Below are 18,160 nucleotides of genomic sequence, written 5' to 3'. Positions count from 1 at the left end.
GAAACGGGTGGTTTCTTCGCCTTCTTCGTGGTGATCTAGCCCACAAGGAGAAAGATTATGAATGCCATCGCACAGTTGAAGACGGACATTACGCCGGACGGGCCGGACTATGATACCGTCCGCCGGGTGATCGAACTCATCACTGAGGATTATCGCGACCAGCCGTCACTGGAGGCCATCGCCGACCGGCTCGGACAATCGCCGACACAGTTGCAGAAGACTTTTACTCGTTGGGCCGGATTGTCGCCCAAGGCCTTCCTGCAGGCGGTGACGCTCGATCATGCCAAGCGGCTGCTGCGTGAGGAAGATCTGCCCTTGCTGGAAACTTCGTTCGAAGTGGGTCTGTCCGGTCCAAGCCGGCTGCACGATCTTTTCGTCACGCATGAGGCCATGTCGCCCGGCGAATGGAAGGCGAAAGGCGGCGGGCTGGTCATTCGCTACGGCTTCCACATCTCACCTTTCGGCCTGGCGCTGATCATGGTCACCGATCGCGGCCTTGCGGGCCTCGCCTTCAGCGATTCGGGCGATGAGAAGGCCTGTTTGGAAGACATGACCTGCCGTTGGCCGAACGCGCAATATGTCGAGGACCTGCAGGCGACCATGCCCTATGCGGCGCGGATTTTCGAGCCGTCGAAATGGTCGAGCGAACAGCCGTTGCGTGTCGTGCTAATCGGCACGGATTTCCAGGTGCGCGTCTGGGAAAGCCTGTTGAAGATCCCGATGGGCCGGGCCGTGACCTATTCCGACATCGCCAAGGATATCGGCCAGCCGACGGCGATGCGCGCGGTTGGCGCCGCGGTCGGCCGCAACCCCGTCTCCTTCGTGGTCCCCTGTCACCGCGCGCTCGGCAAGAACGGCGATCTCACCGGCTATCACTGGGGCCTGACGCGCAAGCGGGCGATGCTGGGCTGGGAAGCCGGGAGGGCGTGAGGGCTGGTGTGTTGCAACATGCTACCAATCTCCCCCTTGTGGGAGATGTCACGACAGTGACAGAGGGGGTACGCACCCTCCGCGAACTCGGGGTCGATGATCATGCCGCCTTTGCCATCGCCATCTGCAACAGCGCCTTTGCCGCGCTTTCGTCCGTGATTAAGGTGTTGCAGCCGATGCGCTTGATGGTGGCGCGGATCGCAAGGGCGCGGTGCGCGCCGCCGGAAGACAGGACGATGTGCTTGGCCTTCTTCAGCGTGTCGAGATCGACCGACATCACGCGCTTGTTGATGGGGTGATCGACGGAATTGCCTTCGGCATCGAGGAAATTGAACATGGTGTCGCAGACGCAGCCGGCCTCGATCAACTGATCCAGCACCTGCTTCGATATGAAGCCTTCCGACAGCGAGGTCGAGCGGGGGCCGATGTCGCCGCAGCTGACGATGGCAAGATCGAGGCTTTCGGCCAGCCGGTAGATCGCCTCGAGACCGCATTTTTCAATCAGATTGCGCTTGGTCTCGATGGAATCGACCAGGAGCGGCGCCAAGAACATATAGCATTCCGCGCCAAGCTGGCTCGCCAGGCGCCAGGTATAATCAATGGGGTTGGTCTGCTGGACAGCGACGATGCCGCCGAGCAGCGAAACCACTTTGCAATTGTCGCGGCGCGGTGGGCGGAAGCTCGCGAGTGAGGCCGTCATGGTCCGGCCCCAGCCGACACCAATCGTATAGTTGTCGGGGATCGCCTCGGTCAGAAACTGGCCAAGGGCCAGGCCGACGCTTTTTGCCTGGGCGTCGACATCAGCGCTTGCAGGCGAGGGAACAACGATTGCCTCGTCCAGCCCGTAGGCGCGCTCGAGCTTGATCGCCAGCTCGACGCAATCGTCAATGCCTTCATTGATCCAGATCTGCACTTCGCTGCGACGCATTGCCTCGTCCAGCAGGCGGATGACGGTCGTGCGGCTGATGCCGAGCTGTTCGGCGACGTCCTTCTGCGTCAGGCCCTGATTGTAATAAAGCCAAGCCGCGCGCAGCCTCAAAGACGCCGTCTCGGAATAGGCGGTGTGTGTCCCACGTCTTAGTTTGGCCACAGGTCCTCCGGCAAGATTTCTGCACGCCCTTTTTGTTTAATGATCGCGAGCAACAAAGGTTGCGGATGACAGGGGCGGCAAGATCAGCTCTTCTGCTGCCGATATTCTATGGCCTGAAACTTATGTCAATTGAAATGCACAAATGTCCTTGACTTTTCGTCGCGAGATTGATGATAGTCGCCGTGAGGAAGTCGGTCTTTGTCCAGTCGAGGAGGACATTGTGCGAGCGCTGTGTCGTGGGCGTGTCTGGCCAAGCAGAGAGCCATATAGGGCGCTCGGTTTCGGCGAAAAGCCTGTCTTCGGCAATTGCTTCCTCGCTGCTTTGACCGTCCGCCGGGAATGGAACTTTCGCGCTTTTTCTCCCGTTACCAGGGCATAGGAGAAGGAAGGGCGCAATCCGCTTGCAGTCTTCTGTCGTCCATCGAACCGGACGGAATTTCGCCGGCCAAAATCTCCCAATCCATGGGCCCAATTCAACAAGGATACGTATTATGACATCCAAGCTTGACCAACTCCGCGCTATGACGACGGTCGTGGCCGATACCGGCGATATCGAAGCGGTTGCCCGCTTGAAGCCGGTCGACTGCACGACCAATCCGACGATCGTCCTCAAGGCGCTCGGCACGCCGATGTTCGCCGATGCGATCAAGGAAGCCGTTGCCTGGGGCAAGAAGCACGGCGGCACGCCGGACGCTATTGCAGCTGCCGTCGCCGATCGCCTGGCAATCTCCGTAGGCGCCGCTCTTTCCGGCCTTGTTCCCGGCCGTGTCTCGACCGAAGTCGACGCAGACCTGTCTTTCAACACCGAAGCCTCGATCGCCAAGGCGCGCGCCATCATCGCTGCCTATAAGGAACGCGGCATCGAGCGGGACCACATCCTGATCAAGCTCGCTTCCACCTGGGAAGGCATCCGCGCTGCTGAAGTCCTGCAGAAGGAAGGCATCGACTGCAACCTGACGCTGCTCTTCAGCAAGGCCCAGGCTATTGCCTGCGCCGACGCCAAGGTTTTCCTGATCTCGCCCTTCGTTGGCCGCATCCTCGACTGGTACAAGAAGTCGACCGGCAAGGAGTTCACGCCGGAAGAAGATCCGGGCGTTATTTCCGTCCGCGAGATCTACAACTACTACAAGGCCAACGACATCAACACGATCGTCATGGGCGCTTCCTTCCGCAGCGCCGGCGAAATCGAAGCGCTGGCTGGCTGCGATCGCCTGACGATCAGCCCCGCCTTGCTCGACGAACTTTCCAAGGATGACGGCAAGCTGGAGCGTAAGCTCTCGCCGGAGCACAAGACCTCCGTCGCCAAGATCGCGGTCGATGAAAAGACCTTCCGTTGGATGATGAACGAAGATGCGATGGCGACCGAAAAGCTCGCCGAAGGCATTCGCGCATTCGCCAAGGACCTGATCGCTCTGCGGACCATGGTCGGCAAGGAACTGCAGCTCGCCGCCGCCTAAGCGGTTGGTGAAAACCTTCTCCTCAGTGAGAGGGTTGTGCGCAAGTTACATGGAGGGGCGTCACATTGTAACGCCCCTTTTTGTTGGTGCCATCTATGCCCGACATCCCCATCCTGTCGCCGGTTGGTTTCACGTAACCGGCGTAAATTTCGATCATGTTACCGTAACGTACTTACCTGCGGATGCTTCCCTCCGCTATCTGGTTCCGGTTCGCGACAGCCGCGACCGGACAGCAGATGTTACCGAAAGCTGGAGGGGACATGAAGAACAGGCTCATTTCCGTCTCAGTGGCGTTAGCCGCTGCCCTTGCGTCTGTCGGGGCGGTCAGCGCCGATGCGGCCGATTTGGTCATCTCGATGCCGAATTGGCCTTCGGGTCAGGCGACGGCGAATATCCTGAAGGTTGCGATTGCCAAGGAATATAAGCTCGATGCCGAGGTCCGGGAGCTCGGAACGCTCACCGCCTTCAACGGTCTCGAAAGCGGCGATGTCGATATCAATCCCGAAGTATGGCGGCCGAACCTCGACAGCCTGATCGAGAAATACGTCAACGAAAAGCACGTCGTCGATGTGGCGGCGCGCGGCATCGATGCCTGGCAAGGCCTCTGCGCCACGCCGGATGCCGTTGCTGCCGGTATAAAGGACATTGCAGATCTGAGTGATCCCGCCAAGACCGCGCTTCTGGATACCGATGGCGACGGACGCGGAGAGCTGTGGATCGGGGCGCCGACCTGGTTGTCGACAGGCATCGAGAGAGTGCGCGCCAATAGCTATGGCTATGCGAAAAACCTGACCCTGGTCGAAGCCGAGGAAGAGGTCGGCATGGCTGCGGTCGATGCGGCGGTCGCGACCGGCCGGCCGATGGTGTTTGCCTGCTACGCGCCACATCACGTCTTCGAGCTGCACAATATCGTGCGACTGACAGAGCCGCCCTATGATGCTTCCAAATGGAAGATCGCACCGGCGAGCGATCCGACCTGGATCAGCGATTCCAGCGCACCGGTTGCCTGGCCGGCTGTGAGTTTTCACATCGCCTATGCCACCGCCTTCGCAAAGAAGCACGCCGACGTTGCGAGCTTTCTCGAGAAGATCGATTTCACGCCAGAGGAAATTACGCACATGACCTACGCCCTGCAGGTAGAGCGTCAGCCGCCCCTGGAATTCGCGAAGCAGTGGGTAGACAGCCATGCATCTCGCATCGACGGATGGGCAAAGCCATGAGAACAGATCCGAAAGAGAACGCCGAGACATTGGTGGAGGCAGGATCGGAACGACGCTGGAGGCGCAAGGCAGCTGTCATGCTGGTGGCCGCTGCCGCAGGCCTTGGCCCGCTCGTCGCGTTCGCGGCGCAGACGCAGATCTTTGATCCGCAGACCCGAACCTGGGTCGACTACGATGCGAGGAAGGCTCGTCAATATTACGCCCGCAACAAACAGGTGCCGGATGCCTTTCGCAGGCAAGTCGTGCCCTTCCGGACGGCTGAAGAGCCGGGAACGATCATTATCGACGGCAACCAGCATTTTCTCTACCTGGTCCAGCCCGGCGGCCAGGCGATCCGCTATGGCATAGGCGTTGGGCGGGAAGGCTTCGGCTGGGCCGGCATCGTGCGCGTCGGACGCACGGCGGAATGGCCGACCTGGACACCGCCCGCCGAAATGGTCGCCCGTGATCCGAATGCGGTGAAATGGGCGAACGGCATGCCCGGCGGACCTGACAACCCGCTCGGGGCGAGGGCCCTTTACCTGTATGAAGGCAACAACGACACGATCTACCGCATTCACGGCACGCCGGAATCATGGTCGATCGGCCTCGATGTCTCCTCCGGATGCATACGCATGAATAACGACGATATCATCGACCTGCACTCTCGCGTGAAGATCGGCGCAAAGGTGATAGTACTGATGCAGGGCGCGGCACTCTACAAGGGCGTATGACTGCAAAATGGGGGATTGAGAATGACGAAATTGAATGCCTGGGCCGCGGCACGATTGCTTTTCCCGCTTGTGCTCCTAGCGCCGGTGACGGCATGTGTATCCTCGCCGCCGCCCGACCAGATGGCTCGAACGAAACTGCAGACGGCTCCCGCCGATCTGCAGCTCTTGTGCGCTGACGCCGCGGCAAAATCCGCCGGCCTCACTCAGAGCAAGGTGCTTCCGACGAATTCGCAGCAATTGGATGCAAACACCTACCGTGTCGAGTTGAATGCGACCGGCCGCAGATTTAATTGCATCATCGACAACACCGGCAAGGTCGCTTCGGTGCAGCCGGTGGCCTGAGGTTTCTTCACGGCGAGGGGTGTCAGGTGATGAACTCCGCTCTGATCTTCTCGGAATCGCTGCCGATCGTCGGGGCGGCGATATCGCTCTTGTGGCGCGCTCCATTGACACGGATCGGGCTTGCCGTCGTGCGAACGGAAACGCCGTCGCCACGGGTTACCGTCTGCAGCATGTCGAGCTGCCGGAAGGCGGCGGTTTGCAACAGTTTCGGCCAGTCCAGCACTTCCGCCGCCCATATATCGGCGGGCTCCAGGATAGCGAGCCATTCCTTCACGGTCTTCTCGTGCAGGCGGCTGGCGATCAGGCTCTTGATCTCGTCGCGGCGAGAGAAGGCCTCGTCCGGCGTGTAGTCGGTAAGCGCCGGAAGCTCGAAGAGAGGTGCCAGTTTCGGCAGCGGCGTCATGGCCAGCGCCAGCCAGCCATCGGCGCAGTGATAGACGCCATAGGGGGCCGAGAGATAGGCGTGGGCGTTGCGCACGGAGGATTTCTTCGGCAGGCGGCCGCCATCGTTCAGATGGGTGGTCAGTACTTCGAACTGGAAATCGATCATCGCCTCCAGCAGACTGGTTTCGACGTGGACACCCTGATCGGTGACGCTGCGCCGCACGAGACCGGCGAGAATGCCCTGGACGATGAGATTGCCGGCCAGCATGTCGGCAACCGCCAGGCCGAAGGGCACCGGGCCATCGTCGGCCTCGCCGTTCAGCCACATGGCGCCGGAGCGGGCCTGGGCGAGCAGATCCTGGCCGGGAAACTGCCGCCACTCGTTGTCCGGTCCGTAGCCGGTGATGCTGCCATAGACGATGCGTGGATTGATCTTGGCGACCGTGACGTAGTCTAGACCCAGCCGGTCGATGACCCCGGGGCGGAAATTCTGGATGATGACGTCGGCCTTTTCGATCAGCGTCTTGAGGTCCTGCAGGTCACCTTCATCCTTCATGTTGACGGCAAAGCTTTCCTTGCCGCGATTGATCGCGTGGAACAGCGTCGAGTCGCCGCCGATCTCCGTGTCGCTGAGATAAAGCCGGCGGCAGAGATCGCCGCCATCGGGACGCTCGACCTTGATCACCCGCGCGCCGAGGTCGCCGAGACGAAGGGCGGCCATAGGCCCAGCCAGAAACTGGCTCATATCCAGCACGGTGATGCCGGCGAGCAGGCTGTCGTTATTTCCTTCAGTCATTTCAGCCCTTCAATTCCGGAGCGTCAGCGGGCCGGCCGTTCTTGTAGCGCACCGTCTGGATATGCTCGCAATAAAGCACCAATTCCCCTTCGCCCTTGAAGACTTCGTAGGAAGAGCGGATCAGGCCGAGATCCTTGTATTTCGGCTGTTTGTCGAGATTGGTGCGGATGGTGTAGATCGTGTCGCCGATGAAAGTGGGCTTGATGAAGCGCAGCTTGTCGTAGCCGTAGGAGAAGGCATTGATGCAGTTGGTGGCGACGAGGCCGAGGCCGGCGGAGAAGACGAAGGCGCCGGCGACGAGGCGTTTGCCGAATAGGCCTTCCGTTTCCGCGAAGATCTGGTCGCTGACATAGGGATGCATATCGAGGACGAGGGCGTTGAACTGCTGGGATTCGCCTTCGGAGATCGTCCGCCGCAGTGAGCGGATCTTGTGACCGATCTCGAAGTCTTCATAGAACCAGTTTTCCGAGTTCCAGACGGGAATGTCGGCGTGATCGGCCGGCATGGTCTTCGGACGAGTGCTGAAAATGCCGACGGTGGCAGTCATGGCATGGGCTTTCGATCGACTTGCATGGCGCGCTCAGAGAGACCAGAGGCGCTTGGCGTTGAGCTGATAGAGGCGGGCTCGCTCGTCGGCGCTCGCCCCTTGCGTCAGCGCATGGGTCGCGGCGATCCAGGTGGAGAGACCGCCGCCCAGCGTGCAGACGGGCCAGTCGCTGCCCCAGATGACGCGATCCCAACCGAAGCTTGCGATCGAATGCTCGACGAAGGGGCGCAGCGTGTCGACCGTCCAGCTATCGGGATCGGCATAGGCGACGACGCCGGAAATCTTGACGACAACGTTCGGCCGCTTGGCGATTTCAGTCATTCCCGAGGTCCAGATCTCGCTGAGGCCATCCTTGACGGCGGGCACGCCACAATGGTCGAGAATGAACTGAACATTAGGGTTGAGATCAGCGACTGCGATCGCCTTGGAGATTTGATGCGGCAGAACGCAGAAATCGAAGGTGAGGCCGGCGCCGGCGAGCCGCTTCAGATTTTCGCGGAAAAGTGCGCCCTCGGAAACGTCGTCGGGGACGACATGCAGCACGCGGCGAAAGCCCTTGACGAAGGGATCGGCGAGCACGCGCTCGAGATAGGCAGGAAAGCCTGCATCTTCCGGACGGCAGGCGGCAATGGCCCCGCGGATCATGCCGCCGGGCTGTCGGCTCAATTCTTTGACATAGTCCGTTTCCCGCTCGATATCGCCTTCAGCGACGTCCACTTCCATATGGAGCGTGTCGGTGATCCCCACGCGTTGGGCTTCGCGGGCATAGTCTTCGTAGAGGCTGTCGCGGTTCAGCGCGCCGGCCCCTTCCAGCCAAGGATATCCTAGTTTGCCGCGATTGACGATGTGCAGGTGGCTATCGAAAAGCATGGCGATCCTCCCATCATGCTGGTCAATATATACTCACAGAAGAATAGTTTATTCAAATAGAAATTATATCTCGGCATTATCCAATGTGCCTGCAACGGTCTCGGATACGTCTTTGGCCGCTTCGCGTACATATTGGATCACCTGCTCGTAGCTTGGTGCATTCGGATTGACCGGTTGGATATAGGGGCAAGTGAGTGCGGCCAATGCGTAGCCGTCCAATGCCAGCACGGGCGCCGAAATGTTGCGCACGCCGTTGGTCTGCAGGCTATCCATCGTCTCGAAGCCTTGCTCCTTGATCAACTGAAGGCGCTCGTTGAGGTCGGTAGGCATCGGCACGTCGTCATCCTGCTGACGCTGCTGCTCGCTGATCATCATCTTGCGCTGTTTTTCGTCGCGGAAGGCCAGCAGGACATGGCCGGAGCCGGTATTGAAAAGATTGATCTGGGCACCGACGCGAATCGAAATGCCCCAATAGGTGGGCGAATCCTGTTGGGCGATGACCACGACCGAGCCGCGGTCGAAAATCGCCAGATGGCAGGCTTGCTCGGCGCGGTTGGAGAATTCGCGCATCAGCGGGGTAGCAAAGGAAACGAGCCGGCGTACCGGCGCGTGATAATGCGCCAGGCCGAAAAGTTTGAGGGTTAGATAGAAACGATCGCCGTCCTGCCGTTGCACATAGCCACGCCGGACCAGGCGATCGAGCATACGGTAGAATTCGTTCGGGCTTTTGCCGAGCGCCTTGGCGATTTCGGCCTGCGTCAGACCGCCGTCGATTCGCGCCAGCAGTTCCAGGATGTCGAGGCCTTTGTCCAGCGCCGGTGCGCGGTATCGATCGCTATCGTCTTCTACGCTCATGGAAGGCCCCATATGAAGGAAATATAGATCATTCATATATGAATGAAAGCGATTTGCAAGCGGCTGCGATCCCTGCTTGACGGTCGATGAATAAGATGTTTACATATAAATTATTGATCCATATTTGGGTCGTGAGGGCGATCGGGCGGGGTGTCCGGTCCTTTAGGGAGGAAAATTCAATGAGGAATTGGAAGACCGGCCTCGCAGCCGGCGTACTGGCATTGCTGGCGAGCTCCGCGATCTCTGCTGCCGACCTGCCCGGCAAGTTCCCGGGTGTGACGATCGACGCCAAGCTGATTGGCGGCCAGCAATATGAGCCGCTCTATGGGCGCATTTCCGAGTGGGAGAAGGAGACCGGCGCCAAGGTCAACATCCTCTCCAAGAAGAACCATTTCGAGCTCGACAAGGAAATCAAGTCGGACATGGCGTCGGGCGATATTTCCTGGTGCGTCGGTTCGAACCACTCGTCCTTCGCGCCTCAGTATCCCGACCTCTACACCGATCTCAGCAAGCTGTTGCCGAAGGAAGAGATTGCCAAGTTCGTCGATTCGACCATCGAAGCGTCCACCATTGACGGCCGGCTGATCATGCTGCCGCGCGCCCAGTTCGACGTGTCGGCGCTCTACTATCAGAAGAGCCTCTACAACGACGAGGCCAAGAAGACGGCGTTCAAGGCCAAGTACGGCTACGATCTGGCACCGCCGAAGACCTGGAAGGAAGTCTCCGACCAAGCAACCTTCTTCGCCAATCCGCCGAATTTCTTCGGCACGCAGTTCCCCGGCAAGGAAGAGGCGATCAACGGCCGCTTCTATGAAATGCTGGTCGCCGAAGGCGGCGAATATCTCGACAAGGACGGCAAGCCGGCCTTCAATTCCGAAGCCGGCGTGCGCGCGCTCGACTGGTTCGTGAATATGTACAAGGCGAAGGCCGTTCCGGCCGGCACGACGAACTATCTTTGGGATGATCTCGGCGCCGGATTTGCGTCGGGCACCGTCGCGCTCGATCTCGATTGGCCGGGCTGGGCAACTTACTTCAACGATCCGAAGTCCTCGAAGATCGCCGGCAATGTCGGCGTCGTCGTGCAGCCTGTGGGCTCGTCTGGCAAACACACCGGCTGGTCCGGCCATCACGGCTTCTCGGTGACGGAAGCGTGCAAGAACAAGGACGCCGCCGCATCGCTCGTCTGGTTCCTGACGAACGACGACTCGCAGAAGCTCGAAGCCGCCAATGGCACGCTGCCGACCCGCAAGGCCGTCTGGGATTGGGACATCCAGCAGGCTGCGTCCGATCCCTATAAGAAGGAAGTGCTGAGCACCTTCCAGGAATCGATGAAGTATGCCTTCCCGGTTCCGCACACACCGCAATGGATCGAGATATCCAACGTCGTCTATCCTGAGCTTCAGGCCGCCATCCTTGGCGACAAGACCTCGAAGCAAGCGCTCGATACTGCCGCACAGAAGGCAACCGACGTTCTGAAGGACGCCGGCGCGCTCTAATTGCCGCAATCAAAGTCCCGTATCCGGCGGAGGGTACGGGACTTCTCTAAAAATTGCTTATGACCAGTGCCTTTAGGGGCCGGTCTGTCCGGCCGGATTTCTTCCGGCCTCTCGGCCCCATGCAATCGCATTCCAGGCAGTTCGGGCCACGCTGCTGAGGAATGCCGACAGGTGCAAACCATGTTCAAGAAAATATCTCCACCGGTCCTGCTGCTTCTTCCGGCGATTATCGTGCTCGTGGCGGTGGTGCTGTTTCCGTTGCTTCTGTCCTTTTATTCCAGTTTCACGCCATTCCGCCTGACGCGGCCGGCGACGCTCTTCACCTTTATCGGCTTGCGGAACTATACCCGCATTCTGACCGATCCGGTCTTCCTGGCGGCCTTCGTGCGCACCGTCGTGCTTCTGACGATCGCGCTCAACCTGGAAATGCTGCTAGGTCTCTGCCTGGCACTCCTGGTCAACAAGGCCACCCACGGCAAGCGCATCCTGCGCACGCTGATGATGTTTCCGATGATGTTTTCGCCCGTGCTCGTCGGTTTCCAGTTCAAATTCATGTTCAACGACAATGTCGGCATCATCAACAATGCCCTGCAATCCCTGGGCATTACCAACAATGCCATACCCTGGCTGATCGACGGCAATCTGGCGCTGCTATCCATCGTCATCGCCGAAGTCTGGTCGTCGACATCGGTCTTCGCGATCCTCATCCTTGCCGGCCTGCTGGCCATGCCGCAGGAGCCGGTGGAGGCCGCCAAGGTCGACGGCTGCACGAGCTGGCAGACCTTCCGTTACGTCACTTGGCCGTTCCTGATGCCGTTCGCCTTTATCGCCATGACCATCCGTTCGCTCGATGTCGCCCGCGCCTATGACATCGTCAAGATCATGACCGATGGCGGCCCGGCGCGGCGAACGGAACTGATCTGGACGCTGGTCGGACGCACGGCCTATGCCGATGCGCAAATGGGGCTTGCCAACGCCATGGCCTATGTCTCGATCATCCTGTCGATCGCCTTCACAGTCTATTTCTTCCGTAAGCTGGCGCTTGCCCGCACCCAGATCGGAGCGGAGTGGTAATCATGGATCGCAACGCCAAACAACGCACGCGCCGACGCATCGCAAAAGTTGCCTATCTCATAGGCCTTTTCATCGCGATGCTCATCATCTGCCTGCCGGGCTTCTGGATCATCCTCAGCTCGCTGCGGCCCACGGTCGAGATCATGGCGAAGCCGCCGGTCTGGATACCGCAGGAGCTGTCGTTCGAAGCCTATCGCGCTATGTTCGGCGGCGCGGGGCAGGGCGGTATCCCCGTCTTGGATTATTTCCGCAATTCGCTGGTGATTTCCGTCACCTCCACCATCATCGCGCTGATCATCGGCATGTCCGGCGGCTATGCATTCGCCCGCTACCGCTTTGCCGGCAAGTCGGCCGTTTTCCTCGGCCTGATGCTGACGCGATCCGTGCCGGGCGTGGCGCTATCGCTGCCGCTGTTCATGGTCTATGCGCGGCTCGGCATCATCGACACGCATTTTGGCCTGATCATCACCTATGTGGCGCTGAACGTACCCTTCACGATCTGGTTGATCGACGGCTTCTTCCGTCAGGTGCCGAAAGACCTCGCCGAGGCGGCGCAGATCGACGGCTGCACACGCTGGCAGGCCTTCTGGCAGGTGGAGTTTCCGCTCGCCGGTCCCGGCATCGCGTCTGCGGGCATCTTCGCCTTCCTCACCTGCTGGAACGAATATGCACTAGCCTCGCAGCTCACCCGCTCCGTCGATTCCAAGACGCTGCCGGTCGGTCTGCTCGACTACACGGCCGAATTCACCATCGACTGGCGCGGCATGTGCGCGCTGGCGGTCGTGATGATCGTTCCGGCGCTCGCTCTTACCTTCATCATTCAGAAGCATCTGGTGTCGGGTCTGACATTCGGTGCGGTCAAAGGTTGAAATCCCCATGGCTCAGGTTTCGCTCAAAAAACTCGTCAAGCGCTACGGCGCCCTGGAAATCGTCCACGGGATCGATCTCGATATCAAGGACAAGGAATTCATCGCGCTTGTCGGGCCTTCTGGCTGCGGCAAGTCGACGACGCTGCGCATGATCGCCGGCCTTGAGGAGATTTCCGGCGGCGCCATCATGATCGGCGATACCATCGTCAACGACCTGCCGCCACGCGATCGCAACATCTCCATGGTGTTCCAGTCCTACGCGCTCTATCCGCACATGACCGTGCGCGAGAACATGGGCTTCTCGCTGAAGATTGCCAAGCAGCCGCAGGCGGAGATCGACCAGCGCGTCAACGAAGCGGCCGCGATTCTCAGCCTGGAGGCGCTGATGGATCGCCGGCCGGCGCAGCTTTCTGGCGGCCAGCGCCAGCGCGTCGCCATGGGCCGCGCCATCGTCCGCCAGCCGGAAGTCTTCCTCTTCGATGAGCCGTTGTCGAACCTCGACGCCAAGCTCCGCACGCAGATGCGCACCGAGATCAAGAAGCTGCACGCCAAGGTGCAGTCGACGGTGATCTACGTCACCCACGACCAGGTGGAAGCGATGACGCTTGCCGACCGCATCGTCATCATGCGCGACGGCTATATCGAGCAGGTCGGCACGCCGGATGAGGTGTTCAAGCGGCCAGCCACCCGTTTCGTCGCCGGCTTCATCGGCTCGCCGCCGATGAATATCGAGGAGGCTACGATTTCGGCCGGCACACTGGTGTTCAAGAACGGCGACAAGCTGCCGCTGCCAGGCCAGTTCGAAGGCCGCGTCAAGGATGGTGAAAAGGTTGCCTTGGGCCTGCGTCCGGACGATATCTTCCCAAGCGGCCATGGCCTGCATTCCGGCGCCGAAACGGCGGTGCATGAGGTAACGTTGCCCGTCGCCATTACCGAGCCTCTCGGCAATGAAACTCTGGTGTTCGTCGAATTTGCCGGCCGCGAGTGGGTATCGCGCATGCTCAATCCGCGCGGTTTGAAAAGCGGCGAACAGCTGAAGATGAGCTTCGACCTCAGCCAGGCGCATCTCTTTTCCGCCGAGACCGGCAAGAGCCTGGCGATCTGAGCGAGGGAGACCGGAACATGGCCCGTATCGAAAAAATTGAACTGTGCATGGTCGACCTGCCGCCGAAGGTGAAGCGGACGGATGCGATCCAGAGCTTCGTCAGCCAGGAGACGCCGATCGTCACCATCACCGATTCCGACGGTGCCGTCGGGACCGGCTACAGCTATACGATCGGCACCGGCGGTTCCTCGGTCATGCGGCTGCTATCGGACCATCTCGCGCCACTGCTGATCGGCGAGGATGCCGAATGCATCGAGGCGATCTGGCATAAGATGGAATTTGCCACTCACGCGACGACAATCGGCGCGATCACGGCCCTGGCGCTTGCGGCTATCGATACGGCGCTTTGGGACCTGCGGGCGAGGAAGCAGAATTTGCCGCTCTGGAAGCTTGCCGGCGGCGCCAAGGATCGTTGCCCGCTTTACACGACAGAAGGCGGCTGGCTGCATATCGAGAAGGAAGCCTTGGTCGAGGACGCCCTGCAGGCGAAGGCCAGGGGCTTCTCGGGCTCGAAGGTGAAGATCGGCAAGCCGCATGGGTCCGAGGACTACGACCGGCTTTCGGCGATGCGTCTGGCGCTCGGCTCCGGCTTCGAGATCATGACGGACTGCAATCAAGGCTTCACGGTCGACGAAGTCATCCGCCGTGCCGCAAGGTTGAGGGAGCTGGATCTCGCTTGGATCGAGGAGCCGCTGCCGGCCGATGATCTCGACGGCCACATCCGACTGACGCGCTCGACGCCGACGCCGATCGCGGTCGGCGAATCCATCTATTCGATCCGGCATTTCCGCGAATACATGCAGAAGGGCGCGTGCTCGATCGTCCAGGTAGACGTTGCCCGCATCGGCGGCATTACGCCATGGCTCAAGGTGGCGCATGCGGCGGAAGCCTTCGATATCCCGGTCTGCCCGCACTTCCTGATGGAACTGCATGTCAGTCTCGTCTGCGCCGTGCCGAACGGGAAATATGTCGAATATATCCCGCAGCTCGACGATCTCACCACTAAGGGCATGGAGATCGTTGACGGCAAGGCTATCGCCCCCGCTGAACCCGGCGTCGGCATCGCTTGGGACTGGGAAGCGGTGAAGGCGCGCTCGATCGGTGAGTTCACGAAAGAGATTCACGGCTAAGGGAGGATTAGGCCATGCAGCGGATGGGGATGATGATCGGCCTGGAGCCGTCAAAGGTCGAGGAATACAAGCGCCTGCATGCGGCGGTCTGGCCCGAAATCCTGGCGCTGATCTCCGAGTGCAACATCACCAACTACTCGATTTTCCTGAAAGAGCCGGAAAACCTGCTCTTCGGCTATTGGGAATATCTCGGCACGGATTTCGAGGCCGACATGCGCAACATGGCTGCGAGCCCGAAAAACCAGGAATGGTGGTCCGTCTGCATGCCCTGCCAGAAGCCGCTCGATACCCGCAAGGAAGGCGAATGGTGGGCGATGATGGAGGAGGTGTTTCATCTTGACTGATTTGCAAGGACAGCCCCTCACCCTAGCCCTCTCCCCGCAGGCGGGGAGAGGGAACAACCTTTTTTGCGGCAGCCTCTCGATTTCTACAGAGTTGAGGGGCGGACCAGGGTGCGCCCATCACCTTCTCCCCGTCAAAACGGGGAGAAGGTGGCCGACAGGCCGGACGAGGGGCTTCTCACGACCGGAGTTGAACTCATGACCTTCGATCCCACCTCCCTGCGCCAATGGTGGCCGAAGCCCACCACGCCGCGTCCGATCGTCATCTTCGGCGCCGGCAGCATCGTCGGCGATGCACACCTGCCCGCCTACAACAAGGCGGGCTTCCCGGTCGTTGGCCTCTATGATCCGAACGGGGAAAAGGCAAAGACCCTGGCGGATCAATGGGGAATACGCGCCTTCGCATCCGAGGCTGAGGCGCTTGCGGTCGAAGGTGCGATCTTCGATCTGGCAACACCTCCGGCCGCCCACGCCGCAATCCTTGCCAAGCTGCCGCGCGGTTCTTTCGCGCTGACCCAGAAGCCGATGGGCAGCGATCTTGCCGGAGCGACTGAGATTCTCAGAGTATGCCGCGAGCGCGACATCAAGGCGGCCGTCAATTTTCAGCTCCGCTTTGCACCGATGATGCTCGCGCTCTACGACGCGGTCGAGAAGGGCTACCTCGGCGAGGTCGTCGATTTCGACGCCTGGCTGGCGCTGGCGACGCCCTGGGGGCTGTGGCCTTTCCTGAAAGGCCTGCCGCGCATCGAGATCGCCATGCACTCGATCCACTATCTCGACTTCATCCGTGGCCTGCTCGGCAATCCCAGGGGCGTGCATGCCAAGACCATCGGCCATCCGAACCATGAGGTGGCGCAGACGCGCACGGCTGCGATCCTGGACTATGGCGACAAGGTGCGCTGTGTGCTTTCGGTCAATCACGACCATGATTTCGGCCGCAAGTTCCAGGCTTGCGAATTCCGTATCTCCGGCACCAAGGGCGCGGCCTATATCAAGCTCGGCGTCAATCTGGACTATCCGCGCGGCGAGCCGGACGAACTGTGGATTCGCCCGGCCGGCGGCAGCGATTGGGTCGAGGTGAAGCTCGAAGGCGCCTGGTTCCCGGATGCCTTCGTCAACCGCATGGCCAATCTGCAGCGCTTCGCCTCGGGCAAGGACGAGACATTGGTCGGCTCCGTCGAAGATGCCTGGCAGACCATGGCGCTGGTCGAGGCGGCCTATCAATCGAGCGCGCAGCCAGCAACACCGATTGCCGGACTTCCAAAGGTGTAAGCGATGGCCGAACAGACGATCTACTTCGAAGACTACGCGCTCGGTCACGTCCGGACGACAACGGGACGGACGATCACCGAGACCGATTTCGTCGTCCATGCCGGTCATACCGGCGATTTTTTTCCGCATCATATGGATGCGGAATTCGCTAAGACCTTGCCCGGCGGTCAGCGCATCGCCCATGGCACGATGATCTTTTCGATCGGCGTCGGGCTGACGGCGTCGCTCATCAATCCCGTTGCCTTTTCCTATGGCTATGACCGGCTGCGGTTCATCCGTCCCGTGCACATCGGCGACACGATCCGCACGCGGGTGACGATATCGGCAAAAGAGGACGATCCGAAACGCCCAGCCTCCGGCCGCGTCGTCGAACGTTGCGAGGTGCTGAACCAGCGCGACGAAGTCGTACTCGCTGCCGACCACATCCTGATCGTCGAGCGCAAGGCGGAAAACTGAGAGAGAATGATGGTGAAATTCAAGGGAATGACCTGGTCGCATCCGCGCGGCTACGACCCGATGGTGGCATGTTCGAAACTCTGGTCGAAAAAGACCGGTGTCGAGATCGTTTGGGAGAAGCGTTCCCTGCAGGATTTCGAGACCTTTCCGGTGGAGGAGCTTGCGGCCTCCTATGATCTGATCGTCATCGACCATCCGCATGTCGGGCAGATCACGCGGGAGAATTGTCTGCTGCCGCTCGACGAGGCGGACCATGCGGATGAGGTAGCCGCAATCGCCGCCGGCACGGTTGGGCGCTCCTTTCCGAGCTACAATTGGCAAGGCCGGCAATGGGGCTTTCCGATCGATGCGGCGACGCAGGTTCAGGCTTACCGGCCGGACCGCTTGAGCGGGCCGATCACCGATCTCGCCGAGATCGTATCGCTGGCGGCCAAGGGCAGGGCGATCCTGCCGATGCGGCCGCCGCATTCGCTGATGACCTTCTTCACGCTGGCGGCGCATCTCGGCACACCCTGCAGCGTCGAGGGGCCGGAACTCATCGCCAAGGCGGATGGAGAAGCCGTGCTCGACTGGATGGCGCGGCTCGCCGGCGGCATGGATGCCAAATGCTACGAAATGGACCCGATCGCCATCTTCGATCTGATGAGTGAGCCGGATTGCCGCTACTACGTCGTTCCCTTCGCCTATGGCTACGTCAGCTATTCCTTTGCCGGATTCCGACCGGCGCGCTTAGCCTTTGCCGACATGCCCGTGATCGATGGACGTGCACCGAACGGCTCGGCGCTCGGCGGCACAGGTATTGCCGTTTCGGCCAGGACGCAGGCACCGGAAGAGGCCAAAGCCTTTGCGCGCTGGATCGCCGGCGGGCCGGTGCAAGCAGGCGCCTACGCAAGCGGCAACGGTCAACCGGGTCACTCAGATGCGTGGGTCAGCAATGCCGTTAACGCGCCTGCGCTTGATTTCTACCGCAATACGCGCGCCACGCTAGAGGGTGCCTATGTCCGGCCGCGTCATGACGGCTACATGGCGTTCCAGAGCGAGGCTTCGAACATCATTACCAATGGACTGCGCACAGGCGAGCGGCATACAGTCCTCATCGACAAGCTCAACCGGCTCTTCGCACAATCGTTCGAAGGCTAGGGCAAGGCGGCTCTAGCTGTTTGTTTTCGCGTGATCTTATCTGCGGGCCGCCACGCATTTCGCTGAGTGGCCC

19 protein-coding genes are annotated in these 18,160 nt (G+C 60.5%); 14 read left to right on the top strand and 5 right to left on the bottom strand.

Features of this window, described 5'->3' with window-relative positions; genetic code table 11:
- Positions 1-57: 57 nt before the first annotated feature.
- Entirely contained in the window at positions 58-930 is an 873-nt protein-coding gene (locus PY649_RS10920) for a methylated-DNA--[protein]-cysteine S-methyltransferase (RefSeq protein ID WP_285868359.1), read from the top strand.
- Between the two features lie 100 nt (positions 931-1,030).
- Here PY649_RS10920 and PY649_RS10915 read toward each other — a convergent pair whose 3' ends face one another.
- On the bottom strand, positions 1,031-2,020 hold the full coding sequence (locus tag PY649_RS10915; RefSeq protein WP_120705519.1) for a sugar-binding transcriptional regulator: 990 nt from the start codon (positions 2,018-2,020) through the stop codon (positions 1,031-1,033).
- Positions 2,021-2,511: 491 nt separating this feature from the next.
- On the opposite strand from PY649_RS10915, the gene tal reads away from it, so the two are divergent.
- The 4 genes from tal to PY649_RS10895 all read left to right on the top strand — a co-directional run bounded on the left by tal (position 2,512) and on the right by PY649_RS10895 (position 5,752).
- Entirely contained in the window at positions 2,512-3,477 is a 966-nt protein-coding gene (gene tal, locus PY649_RS10910) for a transaldolase (RefSeq protein ID WP_285868357.1), read from the top strand.
- A 260-nt stretch (positions 3,478-3,737) separates the two neighbouring features.
- The gene (locus PY649_RS10905) at positions 3,738-4,697 is read left to right on the top strand and encodes an ABC transporter substrate-binding protein (RefSeq protein WP_285868356.1); all 960 of its coding nucleotides are present in this window, start codon (positions 3,738-3,740) and stop codon (positions 4,695-4,697) included.
- Between the two features lie 77 nt (positions 4,698-4,774).
- Positions 4,775-5,410, top strand: coding sequence for a L,D-transpeptidase (locus PY649_RS10900; protein ID WP_285868427.1), 636 nt, complete (start codon positions 4,775-4,777; stop codon positions 5,408-5,410).
- A gap of 21 nt (positions 5,411-5,431) precedes the next feature.
- Positions 5,432-5,752 carry a hypothetical protein gene (locus PY649_RS10895; RefSeq protein ID WP_285868355.1) on the top strand — a complete coding sequence of 107 codons (321 nt, stop codon included), beginning with the start codon at positions 5,432-5,434 and terminating at the stop codon, positions 5,750-5,752.
- A 22-nt stretch (positions 5,753-5,774) separates the two neighbouring features.
- On the opposite strand, the gene PY649_RS10890 is transcribed toward PY649_RS10895, so the two are convergent.
- The 4 genes from PY649_RS10890 to PY649_RS10875 form a co-directional block, all read right to left on the bottom strand.
- A complete protein-coding gene (locus PY649_RS10890; protein WP_285868354.1) occupies positions 5,775-6,932 on the bottom strand; it encodes a CaiB/BaiF CoA transferase family protein in 1,158 nt (385 codons plus the stop codon).
- A 1-nt stretch (position 6,933) separates the two neighbouring features.
- The gene (locus tag PY649_RS10885; protein ID WP_285868353.1) at positions 6,934-7,479 is read right to left on the bottom strand and encodes a MaoC family dehydratase; all 546 of its coding nucleotides are present in this window, start codon (positions 7,477-7,479) and stop codon (positions 6,934-6,936) included.
- A gap of 33 nt (positions 7,480-7,512) precedes the next feature.
- Positions 7,513-8,349 (bottom strand): amidohydrolase family protein, encoded by an 837-nt coding sequence (locus tag PY649_RS10880; RefSeq protein WP_285868352.1) that lies wholly within the window; start codon positions 8,347-8,349, stop codon positions 7,513-7,515.
- Positions 8,350-8,412: 63 nt separating this feature from the next.
- Positions 8,413-9,204, bottom strand: coding sequence for an IclR family transcriptional regulator (locus PY649_RS10875; protein ID WP_285868350.1), 792 nt, complete (start codon positions 9,202-9,204; stop codon positions 8,413-8,415).
- A 179-nt stretch (positions 9,205-9,383) separates the two neighbouring features.
- Here PY649_RS10875 and PY649_RS10870 point away from each other — a divergent pair, with 179 nt between their 5' ends.
- The 9 genes from PY649_RS10870 (at position 9,384) to PY649_RS10830 (ending at position 18,087) form a co-directional block, all read left to right on the top strand.
- On the top strand, positions 9,384-10,700 hold the full coding sequence (locus PY649_RS10870; RefSeq protein WP_285868349.1) for an ABC transporter substrate-binding protein: 1,317 nt from the start codon (positions 9,384-9,386) through the stop codon (positions 10,698-10,700).
- A gap of 180 nt (positions 10,701-10,880) precedes the next feature.
- A complete protein-coding gene (locus PY649_RS10865) occupies positions 10,881-11,774 on the top strand; it encodes a carbohydrate ABC transporter permease (protein WP_285868348.1) in 894 nt (297 codons plus the stop codon).
- Between the two features lie 2 nt (positions 11,775-11,776).
- Complete coding sequence (locus PY649_RS10860; protein ID WP_285868347.1) at positions 11,777-12,643, top strand: carbohydrate ABC transporter permease; 867 nt, start codon at positions 11,777-11,779, stop codon at positions 12,641-12,643.
- A 7-nt stretch (positions 12,644-12,650) separates the two neighbouring features.
- The gene (locus tag PY649_RS10855; protein WP_285868346.1) at positions 12,651-13,748 is read left to right on the top strand and encodes an ABC transporter ATP-binding protein; all 1,098 of its coding nucleotides are present in this window, start codon (positions 12,651-12,653) and stop codon (positions 13,746-13,748) included.
- Positions 13,749-13,765: 17 nt separating this feature from the next.
- Positions 13,766-14,878 (top strand): mandelate racemase/muconate lactonizing enzyme family protein, encoded by a 1,113-nt coding sequence (locus PY649_RS10850; protein WP_285868345.1) that lies wholly within the window; start codon positions 13,766-13,768, stop codon positions 14,876-14,878.
- Positions 14,879-14,892: 14 nt separating this feature from the next.
- Positions 14,893-15,222 carry an L-rhamnose mutarotase gene (locus PY649_RS10845; RefSeq protein WP_285868343.1) on the top strand — a complete coding sequence of 110 codons (330 nt, stop codon included), beginning with the start codon at positions 14,893-14,895 and terminating at the stop codon, positions 15,220-15,222.
- A gap of 195 nt (positions 15,223-15,417) precedes the next feature.
- The gene (locus PY649_RS10840) at positions 15,418-16,491 is read left to right on the top strand and encodes a Gfo/Idh/MocA family protein (protein ID WP_285868342.1); all 1,074 of its coding nucleotides are present in this window, start codon (positions 15,418-15,420) and stop codon (positions 16,489-16,491) included.
- A gap of 3 nt (positions 16,492-16,494) precedes the next feature.
- Positions 16,495-16,947, top strand: a complete 453-nt coding sequence (locus PY649_RS10835) for a MaoC family dehydratase (RefSeq protein WP_285868341.1) — start codon at positions 16,495-16,497, stop codon at positions 16,945-16,947.
- A gap of 6 nt (positions 16,948-16,953) precedes the next feature.
- A complete protein-coding gene (locus PY649_RS10830; RefSeq protein ID WP_285868340.1) occupies positions 16,954-18,087 on the top strand; it encodes an extracellular solute-binding protein in 1,134 nt (377 codons plus the stop codon).
- Positions 18,088-18,160: the final 73 nt, after the last annotated feature.

The organism is Rhizobium mayense (assembly GCF_030272705.1).
GTDB classification, from domain to species: Bacteria; Pseudomonadota; Alphaproteobacteria; order Rhizobiales; family Rhizobiaceae; genus Rhizobium; species Rhizobium mayense.
The sequence above is the reverse complement of the archived record's forward strand: the minus strand, read 5'-3'. Positions and strand labels throughout refer to the sequence as shown.